General features: G+C 69.0%; 20 protein-coding genes and 1 pseudogene. 12 read left to right on the top strand and 9 right to left on the bottom strand.

Features of this window, described 5'->3' with window-relative positions:
• Positions 1 to 15: 15 nt before the first annotated feature.
• From CLM62_RS53035 to CLM62_RS14200, 4 genes are read left to right on the top strand one after another with little or no spacing between them, the layout of a single operon-like run.
• On the top strand, positions 16 to 585 hold the full coding sequence (locus tag CLM62_RS53035; protein WP_373559140.1) for a gas vesicle protein: 570 nt from the start codon (positions 16 to 18) through the stop codon (positions 583 to 585).
• Positions 582 to 1,397, top strand: coding sequence for a GvpL/GvpF family gas vesicle protein (locus CLM62_RS14210; protein WP_095750223.1), 816 nt, complete (start codon positions 582 to 584; stop codon positions 1,395 to 1,397). Before CLM62_RS53035 ends, CLM62_RS14210 begins: the two co-directional genes overlap by 4 nt.
• Positions 1,394 to 1,657: a gas vesicle protein gene (locus tag CLM62_RS14205; protein ID WP_095750222.1), complete on the top strand. Its 264-nt coding sequence runs from the start codon at positions 1,394 to 1,396 to the stop codon at positions 1,655 to 1,657. Before CLM62_RS14210 ends, CLM62_RS14205 begins: the two co-directional genes overlap by 4 nt.
• Positions 1,641 to 2,045, top strand: a complete 405-nt coding sequence (locus tag CLM62_RS14200; RefSeq protein ID WP_095750221.1) for a gas vesicle protein K — start codon at positions 1,641 to 1,643, stop codon at positions 2,043 to 2,045. Before CLM62_RS14205 ends, CLM62_RS14200 begins: the two co-directional genes overlap by 17 nt.
• A gap of 308 nt (positions 2,046 to 2,353) precedes the next feature.
• Here the strand turns inward: CLM62_RS14200 and CLM62_RS14195 are convergent, their stop codons facing one another.
• Positions 2,354 to 2,791 carry an SUKH-4 family immunity protein gene (locus CLM62_RS14195; RefSeq protein WP_095750220.1) on the bottom strand — a complete coding sequence of 146 codons (438 nt, stop codon included), beginning with the start codon at positions 2,789 to 2,791 and terminating at the stop codon, positions 2,354 to 2,356.
• A gap of 252 nt (positions 2,792 to 3,043) precedes the next feature.
• Between CLM62_RS14195 and CLM62_RS53030 the strand changes: the two are divergent.
• Positions 3,044 to 3,283, top strand: a pseudogene (locus tag CLM62_RS53030) (hypothetical protein); the annotation flags it as partial.
• 8 nt (positions 3,284 to 3,291) lie between these two features.
• Here the strand turns inward: CLM62_RS53030 and CLM62_RS50035 are convergent.
• A complete protein-coding gene (locus CLM62_RS50035) occupies positions 3,292 to 3,612 on the bottom strand; it encodes a hypothetical protein (protein WP_095750218.1) in 321 nt (106 codons plus the stop codon).
• 281 nt (positions 3,613 to 3,893) lie between these two features.
• On the opposite strand from CLM62_RS50035, the gene CLM62_RS14180 reads away from it, so the two are divergent.
• Both CLM62_RS14180 and CLM62_RS14175 read left to right on the top strand, forming a co-directional pair.
• Complete coding sequence (locus CLM62_RS14180) at positions 3,894 to 4,718, top strand: helix-turn-helix transcriptional regulator (RefSeq protein WP_095750217.1); 825 nt, start codon at positions 3,894 to 3,896, stop codon at positions 4,716 to 4,718.
• Positions 4,705 to 4,905 (top strand): DUF397 domain-containing protein, encoded by a 201-nt coding sequence (locus tag CLM62_RS14175; protein ID WP_095750216.1) that lies wholly within the window; start codon positions 4,705 to 4,707, stop codon positions 4,903 to 4,905. Before CLM62_RS14180 ends, CLM62_RS14175 begins: the two co-directional genes overlap by 14 nt.
• Before the next feature lie 7 nt (positions 4,906 to 4,912).
• On the opposite strand, the gene CLM62_RS14170 is transcribed toward CLM62_RS14175, so the two are convergent.
• Positions 4,913 to 5,293 carry a hypothetical protein gene (locus CLM62_RS14170; RefSeq protein ID WP_095750215.1) on the bottom strand — a complete coding sequence of 127 codons (381 nt, stop codon included), beginning with the start codon at positions 5,291 to 5,293 and terminating at the stop codon, positions 4,913 to 4,915.
• A gap of 193 nt (positions 5,294 to 5,486) precedes the next feature.
• On the opposite strand from CLM62_RS14170, the gene CLM62_RS14165 reads away from it, so the two are divergent.
• A complete protein-coding gene (locus CLM62_RS14165; protein WP_095750214.1) occupies positions 5,487 to 6,188 on the top strand; it encodes a VWA domain-containing protein in 702 nt (233 codons plus the stop codon).
• Between the two features lie 20 nt (positions 6,189 to 6,208).
• Here the strand turns inward: CLM62_RS14165 and CLM62_RS14160 are convergent, their stop codons facing one another.
• The 4 genes from CLM62_RS14160 to CLM62_RS14145 form a co-directional block, all read right to left on the bottom strand.
• The gene (locus CLM62_RS14160) at positions 6,209 to 6,646 is read right to left on the bottom strand and encodes a VOC family protein (RefSeq protein WP_095750213.1); all 438 of its coding nucleotides are present in this window, start codon (positions 6,644 to 6,646) and stop codon (positions 6,209 to 6,211) included.
• A gap of 331 nt (positions 6,647 to 6,977) precedes the next feature.
• Positions 6,978 to 7,775 carry a sugar phosphate isomerase/epimerase family protein gene (locus tag CLM62_RS14155; protein ID WP_373559141.1) on the bottom strand — a complete coding sequence of 266 codons (798 nt, stop codon included), beginning with the start codon at positions 7,773 to 7,775 and terminating at the stop codon, positions 6,978 to 6,980.
• 35 nt (positions 7,776 to 7,810) lie between these two features.
• Positions 7,811 to 8,980: a dihydrodipicolinate synthase family protein gene (locus tag CLM62_RS14150; protein ID WP_095750211.1), complete on the bottom strand. Its 1,170-nt coding sequence runs from the start codon at positions 8,978 to 8,980 to the stop codon at positions 7,811 to 7,813.
• Entirely contained in the window at positions 8,977 to 10,128 is a 1,152-nt protein-coding gene (locus CLM62_RS14145) for a Gfo/Idh/MocA family protein (protein WP_095750269.1), read from the bottom strand. The genes CLM62_RS14150 and CLM62_RS14145 overlap by 4 nt, the downstream gene beginning before the upstream one ends.
• 326 nt (positions 10,129 to 10,454) lie before the next feature.
• Between CLM62_RS14145 and CLM62_RS14140 the strand changes: the two genes are divergently transcribed.
• The 3 genes from CLM62_RS14140 (at position 10,455) to CLM62_RS14130 (ending at position 13,541) form a co-directional block, all read left to right on the top strand.
• Positions 10,455 to 11,501 carry a LacI family DNA-binding transcriptional regulator gene (locus CLM62_RS14140; protein ID WP_095750210.1) on the top strand — a complete coding sequence of 349 codons (1,047 nt, stop codon included), beginning with the start codon at positions 10,455 to 10,457 and terminating at the stop codon, positions 11,499 to 11,501.
• 218 nt (positions 11,502 to 11,719) lie between these two features.
• Positions 11,720 to 12,652 carry a helix-turn-helix domain-containing GNAT family N-acetyltransferase gene (locus tag CLM62_RS14135; RefSeq protein ID WP_095750209.1) on the top strand — a complete coding sequence of 311 codons (933 nt, stop codon included), beginning with the start codon at positions 11,720 to 11,722 and terminating at the stop codon, positions 12,650 to 12,652.
• 88 nt (positions 12,653 to 12,740) lie between these two features.
• Positions 12,741 to 13,541: a sugar phosphate isomerase/epimerase gene (locus tag CLM62_RS14130; RefSeq protein ID WP_095750208.1), complete on the top strand. Its 801-nt coding sequence runs from the start codon at positions 12,741 to 12,743 to the stop codon at positions 13,539 to 13,541.
• A gap of 106 nt (positions 13,542 to 13,647) precedes the next feature.
• Here CLM62_RS14130 and CLM62_RS14125 read toward each other — a convergent pair whose 3' ends face one another.
• Entirely contained in the window at positions 13,648 to 14,277 is a 630-nt protein-coding gene (locus CLM62_RS14125; RefSeq protein WP_095750207.1) for a GNAT family N-acetyltransferase, read from the bottom strand.
• Between the two features lie 527 nt (positions 14,278 to 14,804).
• Here CLM62_RS14125 and CLM62_RS14115 point away from each other — a divergent pair.
• Complete coding sequence (locus CLM62_RS14115) at positions 14,805 to 15,449, top strand: hypothetical protein (protein ID WP_095750268.1); 645 nt, start codon at positions 14,805 to 14,807, stop codon at positions 15,447 to 15,449.
• Positions 15,450 to 15,474: 25 nt separating this feature from the next.
• On the opposite strand, the gene CLM62_RS14110 is transcribed toward CLM62_RS14115, so the two are convergent.
• Positions 15,475 to 16,944 carry a S28 family serine protease gene (locus CLM62_RS14110; protein ID WP_095750205.1) on the bottom strand — a complete coding sequence of 490 codons (1,470 nt, stop codon included), beginning with the start codon at positions 16,942 to 16,944 and terminating at the stop codon, positions 15,475 to 15,477.
• Between the last annotated feature and the right edge of the window lie 65 nt (positions 16,945 to 17,009).

Below are 17,009 nucleotides of genomic sequence, written 5' to 3'. Positions count from 1 at the left end.
GAGGTCGAGTGTGCCGTGAGCCAGTCCGACTCCCCCGTCCCCACGCCGTCACGGGCCCTCTCCCCGTACGGCGGCCAGCCCGGCGCGAACCTTGCCGACATCCTTGAACGCGTGCTCGACAAGGGCATCGTCATCGTCGGCGACATCAAGATCAACCTGCTCGACATCGAGCTGCTCACCATCAAGCTCCGCCTCCTGGTGGCTTCGGTCGACAAGGCTAAGGAGATCGGCATCGACTGGTGGGAGCACGATCCGGCCCTGTCGTCCCGTGCCGACGGCCGGCGCTCCCTCGAGGAGCAGAACGAGCGCCTGCGCGCCGAGGTGAAGGAGCTGCGCAGGCGTGTCGCCGAGTCCCCGGCGGAGTTGTCCGAGAGCAGGTCGGGCGAGCGCCGCCGATCGCATGACGCCGAGCGGGAGCCCCGTACCGAGTCACGCGCGGAGCGACGCACAGAGCCCCGTAGGGAGCGCCGCGCGGAGCCACAGGGTGAGCCGCGCGCCGAGCCGCGACGCAAGCGGCGGAAGACCGAGGACGCCGAGGACATCGAGGACGACGAGGGCGACGAGGACCGGAGCCGACGACCGTGAACGGGCAGCTGACCTACGCATACACCGTGCTGCGGCCCTCCCCCGCGCTGGAGCGGACCGCGCTCGCCGGTGTCCGTGGCGTGGTGGGCGCCCCGGTCACGCTGGTCCACTCGGGCGCGGTGGCCGCCGCGGTCAGTGCCGTACCCCGGGACGAGTTCTCGGAGGCGGCGCTGAAGGTCGGGCTGGAGGACCTGGAGTGGCTGGAGAGGACGGCGCGGGCCCACCACCTCGTCATCGAGACCCTGGCCGCGCACACCACGGTCCTTCCCCTGCGGCTGGCCACCGTGTACCTCGACGACGACCGGGTCCGGGAGATGCTGAGCGAGCGGGAGGAGGCCTTCACCGCGCTGCTGGACCGGCTCGCCGACCACCTGGAGTGGGGCGTCAAGGTCTACGCCGAGCCGCCCCCGCCTCCGTCGGCCGGTCCGGTCGGCCCGGCCGTGGAGGCGGACGAGCAGAGCCCGGGACGCACGTACCTGCGCGCCCGCAGGCGTCAACGCCAGACCCGCGAGGACACGTGGCGGGCCGCCGAGGAGGCCGTACGGCGGACGGAGACGCAGGCCCGCGGCCTGGCGGTGGAACGCGCCCGCCACCGGCCGCAGCAGGGGAACCTCGCCCGGGTACCCGGCGAGAACGTCGCCAACGACGCCTACCTCGTCCCGCGCCACCTGGCCGACGAGTTCCGCAGCCGGATGCTGCATGCCGCCGACGGCCTCCCCGGCGTCCGCGTGGACGTCACCGGCCCGTGGGCCCCGTACTCCTTCGCCACGCTCCCGGCACCCGACGAGCGGGGAGGGGCAGTACGACAGTGAGCGAGTACGGCGACTACGACACCCGCCCGGTCAGTGGTCCCCAGGTGGCATTGATCGACCTCCTCGACCGGCTGCTGAGCGGCGGCGTCGTGCTCACCGGCGACCTCGTCCTGTCGGTCGCCGAAATCGACCTGGTGCGGATCTCGCTGCGTGCGGTCGTGGTCGCGATCCGCGAGCAGATGGACGAACAGTGGGCACCGGTCCTTCCGGCACGGGCCCTGACGCCGGGACACGGCGGCCCCGATGACGAACCCACCTGACCTTCCGCACCCCGACCGACTGCGGGAAGTGGCCGACGCCGCGACCCGCGCCTTCTCCCTGCTGCCCGCCCGGCCGGACGACGTGGCCCCGCCTCCCACCGAGCACGGCCGGCCCGCCATGCGTCGCCTGCGGACCGATCCCGACACGGTGGAGCGCGACCTCGTCAAACTGGTCCTCACCATCGTCGAACTGCTGCGCCAACTGATGGAACGCCAGGCCCTGCACCGCGTCGACCAGGGCAACCTGACCGAGGAACAGGAAGAACGCCTCGGCCTCACCCTGATGATCCTCCACGACCGGATGACCGAGCTGTGCGACCGCTACGGCCTGACCATGGAGGACCTCAACCTGGACCTGGGGCCGCTGGGCACGCTGCTGCCGCCCTGAGCTGCCCGGAGCCACCGGGCAGCGTGGCGCACGTCGCGGGATGGGGCGCACAACCTCGGACGCACGGGCTACAGCGCCGCGTTCGAGAAGGCGGCTCCACCACGAGCCAGAGCCTGGACTGGACCGGCGAGGGTTCCAGGGGGTCCTCGTAGCGCGACGGCGCTCGCCGGCTACGACCCTGAACGGATCTCCGTGGTCCTACCGAGGACGCCGGTGGACACGACCGGCTCTCCTGCCGTCGTCATCAACCCCGTCGCGCACGTCGTCATTGGGTAGCAGCGCCCTGCCCCGCCACCTCGGCCTGGTTCTCAGTCGTGAAAGTCACCCATCGAAACATCCCATCTGAACTCATACCAGAACAGCCCTTCCTGATATGCAGTCGCGTCGACTTCGCAGACAATATCCTGAACCCTTTGCGCAGCCGCCTCCCAATCTTCATGTTCTGACTCAGCCGGGTAGTAAGGATAAATCTCTGCCAGCCTGGAGATGCAGTCAAAAAACTTACCCATCGATGTATTAATCAGCGCCACGTCGCCTGGCTCCACCCCGGAAAGGACTTCACCGGAGTCCCGGTCAAGGTAAACGGAAGTGGCTCGTCCGATGGCGCCGAACTTGATCAGTGAACTGCGTGTCCCGGAAGACACTCTCTCCGCTTGAGTAAGCGGGCGATAGGAAAAGAACTCGCTGGGGACAGTCAACTCCAAGACGCCATCCTCCAAGGGGACATTGACATACGAAACTTCCATATGGGGCCTCCCTGAGGACGAAGGGGTGCGGCCCGCTACTCGCGCACCGGGCCGCACTATCAGAACATATCGGCCTGCAGCATCTAGAGGATCCGACGCCGTACTCTAGCGACCGAACAGTTTCTTTATCTCCACCGCGAGATTCCTGGCCGATCTGTCCCTGAGTGGTGCCGTCTCCCCTTCCACAGCTTCCTCGACAGGACTGGACCCCGACGCATCCGCTTTCACGATCTCTGGCACTCGACCGCCACCCCGCTCCTGGAACAGGCGTCGAACTCGTCGTGGTGGTTGCGGCTGTTCTCCGCGACCGCCCAGCTCGTCACCACCGGACACCGCCGCGTCCTCCGCCTCTCGAAGCACTGGCCCTGGACCGCCCCGCAACGGCTCGCGGCCTTGCCGGTTACAGATTGGAGCCGGGAATGGACGCATCGCTACGCGAAGCGGTCTCGGAGCCCTCCAGGGCCAGTCCGCCGGGCTACCCACACTGTCTGACCGCTCTTTCAGGCCGTGTCGTCCGAGATGGACCCCGCCCACCTCAACCGCGCTCCCCTGCTCTCCGCGACGCGCTTGACGTCCAGGAGGGACTCGCTGAGCCGACTGGCGAGGTAGTGCAGTTCCCCTCGGGTCGTGTCTGCCTGTGCAAGGAGTTCGGCGGCGTGGCCGAGGAGATCGCTGGCCATGCCGAGTTGGACGCGTTCCGTCTCGTCGGCGAGACGCGAGACATACCCCGTGCCGTCGCCCACGACATAGCAGGGTTTGCCCTCCTGCCCCGTCCAGGGCAACAGGCGGGCGGTCGACTGCTCGTGGCCCGCACTGCTCACCGGATCCTCCCCTCTCGGCCGATCACCATCGAGCCGAGGCCTCCGGATCCCTGCATCGGCGGAGTGCTGGGAGGTGCCGGGAGGCGGCGTCTGCGTGCCGGAGAGAGGAGGCGCAGGAACGGCTCGAAGAGCCGGGTGATGCGGTTTGCCACGTCGACCTGCTTTCCCACCTGCGGTGACTGCGTTCTGTTGCGAATCACTCACAGAATGGGGTCGGCGGTGGATACGCTGCCAGAGGTGGGGACTTGACATCACCTCTGTCAGGAACGGGAGTTGGCCTCATGAGCGAGACTCGCAAGCCTCGGACGCAACGACAGAAGTACGGAGAGGAACTGAGGCTGCGACGGGCGGCAGCCGGGCTCACCCAGGAGGAACTGGGTGATCAGGTCGTATGCTCGCCCACGCTGATCAGCCACTTCGAGGCCGGGAGACGGCTGCCGAAGCCTGATGACGCGCAACGGATCGACCGGGCGCTGGGAACGGACGGGTTCTTCGTCCGCTGGCTGGAGGACCTGGAGTCGAAGTACGCCGACCACTTCGCGGCCGTGGCTGAACTGGAGCAACAGGCCACGTTGATCCAGCAGTTCGCGCTCTCGCTCGTACCAGGCGTGCTCCAGACCGACGGCTACGCGCGTGCCCTGTTCCGCGCGTACCGGCCGAACCACACGGCGGAGGAACTTGACGAAGCCGTTGTCATTCGAACAAAGCGTGCCCGGATTCTCGACGGGCCGTTGAAGCCGGTCATCTGGACGCTCCTCGACGAATCAGTGCTGCGGCGCTGCGTCGGCGGCCCGCAGATCATGACCGAACAGCTGCACAAGATCGCCGACTTGGCCGAGACGGGGCGACTGCGGCTGCACGTACTGCCATACGGTGTCGGGGCACACGCTCTCCAGCAGAGCTACCTCACGCTCATGAGCTTCGACGACTCCGCACCGGTGGCCTATGTCGAAGCCTTTCTCACCGGCCACTTGATGGATGACCCGGCGCTGGTGGCCGCCAGTCAGACCGCCTACGCTCTTGCGCTGAGCGACGCGTTGTCGCAGCAGGAGTCACTGGCCCTCGTCAGGGCGGCAGCGGAGGAACACGCGCATGGTCAGCAGTGAGTACACCGGCTGGTACAAGTCCAGCTACAGCGGCGGCGATCAGGGCGACTGCCTCGAAGTCGCCCGCGGTCACGCCGACGTACCCGTCCGCGACAGCAAGGCCCCCACCGGCCCGGCGCTGGTCTTCTCGGGGGGCGGCTGGACGTCGTTCGTCACCGCCGTCAAGGACGGCCGCATCGGCGGCTGAGGTGCCGTCACGTCCGGTCCTCCACGTCCAGGAATCCGGTGCGTAATTCTGGATCGCGGAGGAGGGAAAGTACGTCGTCCTCCTCCGCGAACAGGATCTCTGCGGCGGGCAGCGACGACTGGTGGAACATAGACGCGAGGACGTCGGCGAGGGGGCGGTCCCAAGCGATGCGCACCGTGTCTCGCGCCTTCCGGCTCTGCTCCCTGTCCGTGGCGGCACGCCACTGCGCGAGGAAGGGTATCGCCGCGAGGTAGGCGTCGTGGCGGCCCTTGACCAGTGAGCCCCGGTTGAGCCCGAAGACCTCGATGCTCGCCTGGCCTTGGGGCGACAGGGCCGTGTACTGGCCGGTGCCCAGGACTTCGAAGGCCGGCCGACTCGAGGTCTGCAAGCGCTCGCCGACGACCTCGCCGACGCTGAGGGCGGCGAACAGATTCCTGATGCCTTGGAAATCTTGAAGGTGCCCGTCTTGTGCGGCTTCAGATTCTTCCTCGCGCCGAACACGCGCGACGGCTGCAGCGCCTGCAGTTCAGCCGTCTGTTCCAGTCATTGCGTGCGTGCCGTGCTGTGGATACTCTTCGGATATGCATTTTGGTATAGGCTTGGCTGCTCGCCTGAGCCGTCTTCAGAAGCGAAAATCCAGAGTTGTGCTCGCGCTTGCAGGTGGCAGTCGGGGGGATTTCGAAAGCGGCCGGGCCGCAGGCGTGTTGCGACGGGCTGCGAGAATCGCCGGGTATCTGGACGAGTCAGAAGAATTGCAAGTTTGGATATACGCTTCAGGCTGCCATCGGTTGCCCACCGTCGAAGCAGGCCGGGTTGATACATGGATAGCGGACTGGTGCGTGCTGCCGAAAGCCCAGTTTTTCTCGGGTGATCGAAGTCGGCAAAATTTGCTGGAACAACGGGCACAGGACTACGGACTCTTCTCGGGCGAGAGCATCTCTGGCGCCATGAAAAGGCTCGTGACCGAATATGGAGATTCGCGGCTGCCGACACTCATTCTCTTCCACACCTCGATACCCGAAAATGAGAACAGAGCAATCAGTCGACTGCTTGAAGGTGCTTCGGAGAGGCGTGTATTCTGGCAGTTTTTCGATCCCGCCGACGTCGGGAATTATGACTCAATTCTCCGTCGCCTGGACGATGTTCGCCGGGAGAGGCCAGCGATAAGGAACGCCAGTCTCTACAGTGCCTGGATCTCCGATCACACTGAGGTAGCGACGGATGTATTCCATTACAGAGAGCTACTCAAGCCCTTCTCCCGATGGGTGAGGGAGATCGCTTAGCTAATTGACCCGATCAGCCGTCAGTTCTTCTTCAGCTCCTCGGCGAGCATCACAAGGATGCCGCTGGGACCGCGGACGTACGTGAGCTTGTAGACGTCCTCATAGGTCGCCACACCGCGAAGCGGACGGCATCCGTGCTTTGCGGCTGTCTCAAGGGCTTTGTCGATGTCGTCGACTGAGAAGGCGACGCGATGCATGCCAATCTCGTTGGGAAGAGTGGGCTTCGACTCGATCGCTTCGGGGTGGATGTACTCGAAGAGCTCAAGGCGACCGTGACCGTCTGGCGTCTGGAGCATCGCAATGTTGGCGTGATTGCCATCAAGGCCGACGGCGGTGTCGGTCCACTCACCACTGACCGTGTCACGGCCGACGACCGTGAGGCCGAGGTCGGTGAAAAAGGAGATCGTTGCTTCGAGGTCGCGAACGGCGATGCCTACGTTCTCAAGTTTGATGGCCATGCGTTGCATGCTACCGAGCCGGGCCGATCGGGTCCTTCCGGCAAGGACGCAGCCGAGTACCAGGGCACCGTCGAGGTCGACCGTGACCTGTCCACCGGCGTCCGGAGCGTGATTGCCCGCCAGCGATCAGACCCGGTTACGCACCTCGGACCGTGCGGACCGGATGGCCCCGCAACGGAAAAGCCGTCACCGGCCCGCACTGGTCTTCTCCGCGGGCGGTGTGGCCCTGTTCGTCGGCGCGGTGAAGGAGGGACGCATCGGCGGCTGAAAGCCCCGCCCGCCGTCATCGGGAGAACAGCGAGCGGGACTTACCCTCCTGGACGCGCAGCGGTTACCCCGTGTGCTCCACGAACCGCGCCGCCGTCTCCGCCAGCACCTCCCGCCCGTCCCGCGCCCACAACCCGTCGTTGAACAGCTCAACCTCGATGGCGCCGGTGTACCCGGCGGCCTCGACGTAGCCCTGCCACTCCCGCATGTCGATCGAGCCGTCGCCGATCTGACCGCGGCCGTTGAGGACGCCCTCGGGCAGCGGGGTCGTCCAGTCGGCGAGTTGGAAGGTGTGAATACGCCCGCCCACGCCCGCCCGGGCGATCTGCTCGGGCGCGTTGTCGTCCCACCAGATGTGGTACGTGTCCACCGTGACGCCGACCTGCTGGGCGGGGAAGCGTTCCGCGAGGTCGAGGGCCTGGGTGAGGGTGGAGACCACGCAACGGTCCGCGGCGTACATGGGGTGCAGCGGCTCGATGGCCAGCTTCACGCCGTGCTGCTCCGCGTACGGACCCAGCTCCCCCAACGCGTCCGCGATCCGCTCCCGCGCCCCGTGCAGGTCCTTCGAGCCGGCCGGCAGACCGCCCGAGACCAGGACCAGCACATCGGTGCCGAGGGTGGCCGCCTCGTCGACCGCCCGGCGGTTGTCGTCCAGTGCCTTGGCGCGCTCGGCCGAGTCGATCGCCGTGAAGAAGCCACCGCGGCAGAGGGTCGTGACGGTCAGGCCCGCGTCGCGGACCAGCTTGGCCGTCGCCTCCAGGCCGTACGACTGGACCGGTTCCCGCCAGAGGCCGACCCCCGGTACGCCCAACTCGCCGCAAGCCTCGACCAGTTCGGGCATCGACAGCTGCTTGACCGTCATCTGGTTGATGGAGAAGCGGGACAGCCGATCGTCGGTCACTGGTTCACCCCGTACAGGTTCAGCAGGTTCTTCATCCGCTCCTCCGCCAGCTTCGGGTCCGGGAACAGGCCCAGGCCGTCGGCGAGTTCGTAGGCGCGGGCGAAGTGCGGGAGGGAGCGGGCCGACTGGAGGCCGCCGACCATCGTGAAGTGCGACTGGTGGCCGGCCAGCCACGCCAGGAACACCACGCCGGTCTTGTAGAAGCGGGTGGGGGTCTGGAAGAGGTGGCGGGACAGTTCGACGGTGGGGTCGAGCAGCTCCCGGAAAGCCGCCACATTCCCCGTGTCCAGGACACGGACCGCCTCGGCCGCCAGCGGCCCCAGCGGGTCGAAGATGCCGAGCAGCGCGTGGCTGAAGCCCTGGTCGTCGCCCGCGATCAGCTCGGGGTAGTTGAAGTCGTCGCCCGTGTAGCAGCGGACGCCGTCCGGCAGCTTGCGGCGCAGGTCGATCTCGCGCTGGGCGTCCAGGAGGGAGACCTTGATGCCGTCGACCTTGTCGGGGTGGGCGGCGATGACCTCCAGGAAGGTGTTCGTGGCCGCGTCCAGGTCGGTCGAACCCCAGTAGCCCTCCAGCGCCGGGTCGAACATCGGGCCCAGCCAGTGCAGGATCACCGGCTCGGAGGCCTGGCGCAGGAGATGGCCGTAGACCTCCATGTAGTCCTCGGGGCTCTTGGCCACGGCGGCCAGGGCCCGGGAGGCCATGAGGATGGCCTGGGAGCCCGACTCCTCGACCACCGCGAGCTGCTCCTCGTACCCGGCCCGGATCTCGTCGAGGCTGTACGGGTAGCCGATCTCCGTGGCGGCCAGCTGGTCCGTGCCCACGCCGCAGGCGATCCGGCCGCCGACCGCCTTCGCCTCGGCGGCGCTGCGGCGGATCAGCTCGGCCGCGCCCGCCCAGTCCAGGCCCATCCCGCGCTGGGCGGTGTCCATGGCCTCCGCCACGCCCAGCCCGTGCGACCACAGGTGGCGGCGGAAGGCGAGGGTGGCGTCCCAGTCGACGGCGGCGGGCGAGTCGGGGGACACGTCGGCGTACGGGTCGGCCACGACGTGGGCGGCGGAGAAGACCGTACGGGAGGTGAAGGGGGCGCCCGTGGTGAGGGCGAGCGGTTCGGTGCGCGGGGTGTAGGACCTCAACACCCCGTCGGCGCCCGGCAGTTGGATGGTCACAGCGCGATCTCCGGTACGTCGATACGGCGGCCCTCGGCCGACGAGGCCAGGCCCAGCTCGGCGAGCTGGACGCCGCGGGCGCCGGCGAGCAGGTCCCAGTGGTAGGGGGCGTCGGCGTAGACGTGCCTGAGGAACAGCTCCCACTGGGCCTTGAAGCCGTTGTCGAACTCGGCGTTGTCGGGCACTTCCTGCCACTGGTCGCGGAAGACCTCGGTGGCGGGGATGTCGGGGTTCCAGACCGGCTTGGGGGTGGCCGAGCGGTGCTGGACGCGGCAGTTGCGCAGGCCGGCGACCGCGGAGCCCTCGGTTCCGTCCACCTGGAACTCCACCAGCTCGTCGCGGTTGACGCGGACCGCCCAGGAGGAGTTGATCTGGGCGATGGCGCCGCCCTCGAGCTCGAAGATGCCGTAGGCGGCGTCGTCGGCGGTGGCGTCGTAGGGCTTGCCGTTCTCGTCCCAGCGCTGCGGGATGTGGGTGGTGGCGATGGCCTGGACGGACTTCACACGGCCGAACAGCTCGTGGAGCACGTACTCCCAGTGCGGGAACATGTCGACAACGATGCCACCGCCGTCCTCGGAGCGGTAGTTCCAGGAGGGGCGCTGGGCCGCCTGCCAGTCGCCCTCGAAGACCCAGTAGCCGAACTCGCCGCGGATGGACAGGATGCGGCCGAAGAAGCCGCCGTCGATGAGGCGCTTGAGCTTGAGCAGGCCCGGGAGGAAGAGCTTGTCCTGGACTACACCGTGTTTGATGCCGGCGTCGGCAGCGAGGCGGGCGAGTTCCAGGGCGCCCTCCAGGCCCGTGGCCGTGGGCTTCTCGGTGTAGATGTGCTTGCCGGCGGCGATCGCCTTCTTGATCGCCTCCTCGCGCGCCGAAGTCACCTGGGCGTCGAAGTAGATCTCGACCGTCGGGTCGGCGAGGACCGCGTCCACGTCCGTCGAGACGTGCTCCAGACCGTGCTGCTCGGCGAGTGCCCTCAGGGCGTGCTCGCGGCGGCCGACCAGGATCGGCTCCGGCCACAGCACGGTGCCGTCGCCGAGGTCGAGGCCGCCCTGCTCGCGGAGGGCCAGGATGGAGCGGACCAGGTGCTGGCGGTAGCCCATGCGCCCGGTCACACCGTTCATGGCGATACGCACCGTCTTGCGTGTCACGTCGTTCCCTTCGTAGGCGTCGTACGCAGCGTCGTACGCGAGTGTGTGCGCCGCGTACGCCCCTACTGATGAGCGTTGCAGCAAGCGCTTTCTATCCACTGAGAAGCTAGCCTCTGACCAGCGGTCTGGACAAGACCGTGACGGTGTTGAGTTGTTCGAGGGGGCGAACAACGGGGGTCGGGGGCTTTAAGGTCTGCTCGACGCCGTGGGTGATGCCGTGGGTAAGGGCATGGGCGAAGGAACCGGTGGGGGCCGTTGGCCCGTGTACGACGAGGTACGACGAGGACGACGAGGTACGACGAGATGCGCGACCGGAGGACGACGAGATGACGGTGACCCTGGCGGACGTGGCGGCCCGCGCCCAGGTCTCCCCCGCGACGGTGTCGCGCGTACTGAACGGGAACTACCCCGTTGCCGCCTCGACCCGTGAGCGCGTGCTACGGGCCGTGGACGAGCTGGACTACGTACTGAACGGCCCGGCGAGCTCGCTGGCCGCGGCCACGTCCGACCTGGTCGGGATCCTGGTGAACGACATCGCCGACCCGTTCTTCGGGATCATGGCCGGCGCGATCCAGTCGGAGATCGGGGGACCGGGCGGGCGGGCCGGCGGGGAACGGCTGGCGGTGGTGTGCAACACCGGGGGCTCTCCCGAGCGGGAACTGACGTACTTGACGCTGCTCCAGCGGCAGCGGGCGGCGGCGGTCGTGCTGACCGGCGGTGCCATCGAGGACGCGGCGCACAAGGCGGCGATGTCGGCGAAGCTGCGGAGGCTGGAGGACGCGGGGACGCGGGTGGTGCTGTGCGGGCGGCCGCCGGCGCCGGACACCCGGGCGATCGCGCTGACCTTCGACAACCGCGGGGGCGGGCGGGAGCTGACGGAACACCTGATCGGACTCGGGCACCGGCGGCTCGGCTACATCGCGGGTCCCGAGGAGCGTACGACCACCCGCCACCGGCTGGAGGGGCACCGGGCGGCGCTGGAGGCCCACGGGATCGCGGAGGACCCGCGCTGGACCGTGCACGGGCGGTACGACCGGCAGTCCGGCTACGAGGCCACGCTGGAGCTGCTGCGCCGGGACCCGTCCCTGACAGCCGTGGTCGCGGCGAACGACTCCGTCGCGCTGGGGGCGTGCGCGGCGCTGCGGGACTCCGGGCTGCGGATTCCGGAGGACGTGTCGGTCGCGGGCTTCGACGACCTGCCGTTCAGCATCGACGCGGTGCCTTCGCTCACGACGGTGAGGTTGCCGCTGGCGGAGGCGGGGGCGCGGGCCGGTCGCATCGCGATGGGGCGGGAGGAGCCGCCGCCCGGGGGGATCGCGACGGTTCGGGGGGAGCTGATGGTGCGGGGGTCCTCCGGGTTTCCGCGGGATTGATCGTGCCGTTGCTTTGAGGGATGACCGGCGTTGACGCGGGCCTCGCTGGGGGCTCCGCCCCCAGACCCCCCGACCACCCATCCGGCATCGGGCCGCCGTAAAGCCATGGACGCACCCCGCCCCGCCGCCTACCCTCGACCCAACGGTATCTCTGACTGAGTCAACCATCCGGAAACGTAGCCAGAACGTAGCCAGGACTACCACTGGGGTCGACGACCATGACCGTCCAGGACATCCGCGCCTTCAACCGCTTCTACACGAACGTCATCGGCGCCCTCGACTACAGCCGCCACCTCTACGCCCCCTACACCCTCACCGAGTCCCGCGTCCTCTACGAGCTCGCGCACTCCCCGCGTACGGACGCGGCCGATCTGCGCACCGAGCTCTCCCTCGACGCCGGGTACCTGAGCCGCATCCTGAACAAGTTCGAGCAGGACGGGCTCGTCGAGCGCACCCCCTCCCGGCGCGACCCCCGCCGTCGCCGCATCACACTCACCGCGCGCGGGCGCGAGACCGCCGACCTGCTCGCCGAGCGCGCGAACGACAGCGTCGGCGCGCTGCTCGCCACCGTCCCGTCCGCCGACCGGCCCCGCCTGTCCGAGGCGATGCGGACCGTCCGCGAGATCCTCTCCGACGGCCGCCCACCCCGCCGCGAGGACGCCGTCCTGCGGGAAACGCGCCCCGGCGACCTCGGCTGGATCGTGCAGCGCCACGCCGCCCTGTACGCCGCCGAGTACGGCTGGAACACCGACTACGAGGGGCTGGTCGCGAGGATCGTCGCCGACTTCGCCGAGGATCACGATCCGCACCTGGAGCGGGTGTGGATCGCCGAGCTGGACGGGCGTCCGGTGGGGTCTGTGATGTGCGTACGGGACGAGGCGCCCGCCACCGCCCGCCTGCGGGTCCTGCTCGTCGAGCCCGACGCCCGCGGCCTCGGCATCGGCGACCGGCTCGTGCGGGCCGTCATCGACTTCGCCCGCGGGGTCGGCTACCGCGATCTCGTCCTGTGGACCAACGACGTCCTCACGTCCGCCCGCCGCATCTACCAGCGCCACGGCTTCGTCCTCGTCGCGGAGAAACCCCACCGCTCCTTCGGCAAGGACCTCACCGGCCAGGACTGGCGTCTGGAGCTGCACGGCGCGGGAGAGTGACAGCCGGAACCGGGCGGAAACGGGCGGATCCGGCGGGAGACGACCCCCCGTCTGGACCCGAGCACACCGGCGAGTGAGAGTAGGGACCATGAAACTGGCGTTCTCCACCCTCGGCGTCCCCGGCCTCCCCCTCCCGGAAGTGCTGCGGCTCGCGACCACGCACGGCTACCACGGCGTCGAACTGCGCACGCATCCGGAGGAGCCGGTGCACACCGGCCTCGACCTGACCGGACGTACCGCTACGGCGGCCGCATTCAAGGCGGCGGGAGTGGAGCTCCTCGGACTCGCGGGGTACGCGCGCGTGGCCGCGCCGGGCGACGACGAGCCCGTGATAGAGGAGATCCACCGCCTGCTCGAGCTCGCCCACGACCTGGGCGCGCCCTTCGTCCGCGTCTTCCCCGGCGCCGCCCCCGAACAGAGCCAGGAGGAGGCCGACGCCACGGCCGCCCGGAGGCTCGGCACGGCCGCGGAGTACGCCACCGACTGCGGCGTACGCATCCTGCTCGAAACCCACGACTCGCACCGCACCGGCGCCGACGCGATCCGCGTCCTCGGCCTGGTGGGCCACCGCCAGGTCGGCTCGCTCTGGGACGTCATGCACACCTGGCTGGGCGGCGAGCAGCCCTCGGAGACGTACGCGGCGCTCTCGCCCTACCTCGGATACGTCCAGGTCAAGGACATCGCCTCGGCCGACGACACGACCCCGCTGCCGCTGGGCACCGGCGTCCTGCCGCTCACCGAGTGCGTGGACGTCCTCTCCCGCCACGAGTGGGACGGCTGGCTCTGCTGGGAGTACGAGAAGCGCTGGTACGAGGCGGCCGCCCCCCTCCCCGACCTACTGTCCGCAGGCCGCGACCACCTCTCCCGCCTCCTAAACGACTCCGCGTAACCACCCGGCCGCGGAGCTGACGCAACCAGCGATTGGCAGATCTGTTCCACCGGCACTGCCACGTGACCTGCGGTTTTCCCCTCGCGGGCTGGAACAGATCTGCCAATTACCCCACTTCACACCGCCTCGCCACCCGCTCCTCCAGCCGCGCCCTGCGCTCCGGCCACTCCGCCGCCGTGATCGAGAAGATCGCGGAGTCGCGCAGGCGTCCGTCCTCGCCCGGTGCCCAGGAGCGGGACCAGTTGCGCAGCACGCCCTCGAAGCGGGCGCCGACGCTCTGGATCGCCGCGCGCGAGCGCTCGTTGCGGGCGTCCGTCTTCAGGTCGACCCTGGAGACGCCCCACTCCTCGAAGGCGTGCCGGAAGAGAAGGAGCTTCGCCTCGGCGTTGATCCCCGTCCCTTGGGCGGAGCGGGCGAGCCAGGTGAATCCGACCTCGACGGCGTCGAGTCGATCGTCCGTCAGCCAGGAACGTGGCTCCCAGTACGAGGTGGCGCCCACCGCCCGCCCAGTGGCGACCGACACCTGCACGTACGGCGCCAGCCGTCCCGTCGCCGCACGGGCCAACTGCTGGTCGACGTACGACCCCACCTCGTCGGCCCTCGGCACCCACGTGTACGCGTACGTCCCCCGGTCCTCCTCCGCCGCCACCGCCAGCTCAGCGGCGTGCCGGTGCTCCAGCGGCTCCAGGCGCACCAACGCGCCCTCCAGAACCGGCCCCTCCAGCTTGAAGCTCACCCTCGCCGTCCCTCACCCCGTGCGCGCAGCGCCCCGAACTCCTCGTGGAAACCCGGGAGAGTCTTCCGTACGCGACCGGGGTCGTCGAACGAAATACCGGGCACCCGCAGCCCGGTGACCCTCCGAACCCACCACCCCCACCCCCACCAACTTCGGTGAATCCAGCCGGAGCCGGGAACCCCGCCCCGCCCCCGCTCGTCCAACCCGCAAGCTGCCGGAGAGTCACCGTGGTGCGGTGTCGGCCCTCGCTGCTGGCTGCGATCGCTGACCAACCCTCTCCGCCGTGCCGCGGCCGGCAGCACGCCGCCATCGGCGCGCCCCCCTCCAACAGCGCCGATGGCGGCCCCTCTCCATCACCCTGGCGGACGAGCCCACGCGGGTGTTGTATCCGGTCGGCTACGGGCTGTCGTACTAGACGTACGCCACACAACCGGCGCACCACCCCCAAAAGGCGCAAAGCCCCTCGAATGTCTGGCGTCCGCCCGCTGCGGCGGGTCACGCTGGACGCGGGTACCGGGGGGATGGCGATGCGCGAGAGAGGCTCCGTTGGGGTGGTGTGCGCACTGCTGGCGCTGCTCGCCGCCCTGCTCACGGGATGTTCGGGGTCGGCGTCCGGTACGGGCGGCGGCGAGGAGGACGGCCGGCGGGGTGGTGCGGTGACGCCGTCGCCGACGCGGACCTCCGGGTACGGCGCGGTGTTCCTCGCGGTCGACGAGTGCAGTTCCTTCGGTACGACCAGCTTCACCGAGGTCGCGTGCACCAGTGAGCGGGCGGCGGCGCGGGTCGTGGCGCGGCGCGACGGCACGGTGGGCGACGGGCCGCCGTGTCCGGCGACCACGGACTTCGTGCTGCACATCAGCGCGCAGAGCCCGGCGTCGGACGAGGACGGCGACGGGGCGGTGGCGCAGGGCTATGCCTGCATGCGCAACCTGGAGCCGCCGCATCCGGGCGATCCGGGCGGCGGGGGCGGGCCGCGCACCATCGTCGGCGACTGTGTCTACGACCTGGGCGAGGGCCAGGTCCGGGAGACGGCGTGCGACGGCAAGGGCGGGAAGAGGCCGGAGTACGAGGTGACGAAGGCGGTCGACAAGCGCGCCGAGTGCCCGCTGTCGACCGCCCTGTACGTCCAGCTCGGCGGCGAGCAGCCGGTGGGCTGTGCCCGGCCGGTGTGACCAACGGCCGGGCACAGCAAGGGACTTACGGCCGCAGAGTCATCTCGCGTTCGCCGTTCCGCTTGTCCAGCTTCGCGTCGAACTTCGCCAGCGGCTTGGCCGCCGACGGGTCGGCCTGGACGGCGGACGGGGCCACGCCCGCCCAGTCGAGGATCCTGGCCGTGGCGAGCGCCTTCTGATCCGGCACCAGACCGGCCACGTTCGCGCCGTGGTTCAGGCCGGGGGCGGTGAAGACGTAACTGTCCTTCGCGCCCTTGCCGAGGCGGAAGGGCTCCGCGCCCCACGGGTCGTTCTCGCCGTAGACGAAGAGCATCTGCCGGGCGTTGTGCCGCACCCAGGAGTCCACGTCATGCATCGCGAACGGCTGGAACTTCATCGGGATCGAGCGCGGGACGAAGTAGCGGGGCGGCAGGTAGCCGTAGCGGATGTACTTCTTCTCGATGTGCGGGAACTGGATCGTCGGCGCGCCGAGCTGCGTGCCCGCCTGGTAGTAGTACGGCGTGTACGGCGACAGGCCCTGGTCGGTGTAGAAGGAGAACCCGGCGATGGTGTCGATGGAGTCCCAGATCTCCTGGTCGGTCGCGTTCTTCGCGTCGGCCGGGATCGAGGCGCAGTCGGAGAGCAGGCTGTACTGCCAGAAGCCCCAGACGTAGTCCAGCACCGTGGCCTCGTACGCCTTGTCCAGGCTGCCGACGGTGTCGAAGGTGTACTCGTTCTCCGCCGCGTACGCCGCGTACCTCTTCTCCAGCGGCTCCCGGCGCACCAGCGCCTCCCGCTGCACGCCGTTCAGCCGGTCGCGGCACTCCTTGGTGCCGACGGTGGCGAAGAAGCGGTCGTAGGCGGAGTCCTCCTTGTTCACCACGTCGTTGGGGGCGACGTAGGCGACGACGCCGTCCATGTCACGCGGGTAGAAGCGCTCGTAGTAGGTGGCGGTCATGCCGCCCTTCGAGCCGCCGGTGGAGAGCCACTTCTTGGCGTAAATCGACTTCAGGGCCTTGAAGATGCGGTGCTGGTCGCTGGCCGCCTGCCAGATGTCCAGCTTGGTCCAGTCGGCCGGGTCGGGCCTGGACGGGGTGAAGAAGCGGTACTCCATGGAGACCTGGTTGCCGTCCACGATCTGGGTCGGCTCGCTGCGGCGGGGCGTGGTGGAGACGTTGTAGCCGCTGGTGAAGAAGACCGTCGGGCGGCTGACGTCCTTGTGCAGCAGGGTGATCCGCTGCTGGAACGTGCCCTTGGACGGATGCCGGTGGTCCACCGGCTGCGTGTAGCTGAGGACGAAGAAGCGGTACCCGGTGTAGGGCTTCTCCTCCATCAGGCTCATCCCCGGTATGGAGAGCAGCCGTTCTTTGATGTCCGTGGTCGCGGTTGTGCCAGTGATGCCAGTGATGCCGGTGGTGCCTGTGGCCTCCGGCTCGGCGGCGGTGGCCGCGCCCGCCGTGCTCAACGTGCCTATGAGCACTGTGAGCGCGAGCAGCCATCTGAGCGCCTTGCGCATGCACCCTCCCCTGTGAGTACAGATGTGCGCCGGAAGCTAGCGGATCAACTCCCTTCAGCACCAGG

It is taken from the genome of Streptomyces sp. SA15, assembly GCF_002291145.1.
In the GTDB taxonomy this organism is placed as follows: Bacteria; Actinomycetota; Actinomycetes; order Streptomycetales; family Streptomycetaceae; genus Streptomyces.
This window is presented reverse-complemented; position numbering and strand designations above follow the sequence as displayed.

Excerpts from the sequence above, each read along its gene's own strand:
- CLM62_RS14165 (WP_095750214.1), top strand. The coding sequence starts at position 5,487 with ATGCATTTTGGTATAGGCTTGGCTGCTCGCCTGAGCCGTCTTCAGAAG.
- CLM62_RS14110 (WP_095750205.1), bottom strand. The coding sequence starts at position 16,944 with ATGCGCAAGGCGCTCAGATGGCTGCTCGCGCTCACAGTGCTCATAGGC.
- CLM62_RS14175 (WP_095750216.1), top strand. The coding sequence starts at position 4,705 with ATGGTCAGCAGTGAGTACACCGGCTGGTACAAGTCCAGCTACAGCGGC.
- CLM62_RS14155 (WP_373559141.1), bottom strand. The coding sequence starts at position 7,775 with ATGACGGTCAAGCAGCTGTCGATGCCCGAACTGGTCGAGGCTTGCGGC.
- CLM62_RS14115 (WP_095750268.1), top strand. The coding sequence starts at position 14,805 with ATGCGCGAGAGAGGCTCCGTTGGGGTGGTGTGCGCACTGCTGGCGCTG.
- CLM62_RS14200 (WP_095750221.1), top strand. The coding sequence starts at position 1,641 with ATGACGAACCCACCTGACCTTCCGCACCCCGACCGACTGCGGGAAGTG.
- CLM62_RS14135 (WP_095750209.1), top strand. The coding sequence starts at position 11,720 with ATGACCGTCCAGGACATCCGCGCCTTCAACCGCTTCTACACGAACGTC.
- CLM62_RS14160 (WP_095750213.1), bottom strand. The coding sequence starts at position 6,646 with ATGGCCATCAAACTTGAGAACGTAGGCATCGCCGTTCGCGACCTCGAA.
- CLM62_RS14140 (WP_095750210.1), top strand. The coding sequence starts at position 10,455 with ATGACGGTGACCCTGGCGGACGTGGCGGCCCGCGCCCAGGTCTCCCCC.
- CLM62_RS14195 (WP_095750220.1), bottom strand. The coding sequence starts at position 2,791 with ATGGAAGTTTCGTATGTCAATGTCCCCTTGGAGGATGGCGTCTTGGAG.
- CLM62_RS14130 (WP_095750208.1), top strand. The coding sequence starts at position 12,741 with ATGAAACTGGCGTTCTCCACCCTCGGCGTCCCCGGCCTCCCCCTCCCG.
- CLM62_RS14180 (WP_095750217.1), top strand. The coding sequence starts at position 3,894 with ATGAGCGAGACTCGCAAGCCTCGGACGCAACGACAGAAGTACGGAGAG.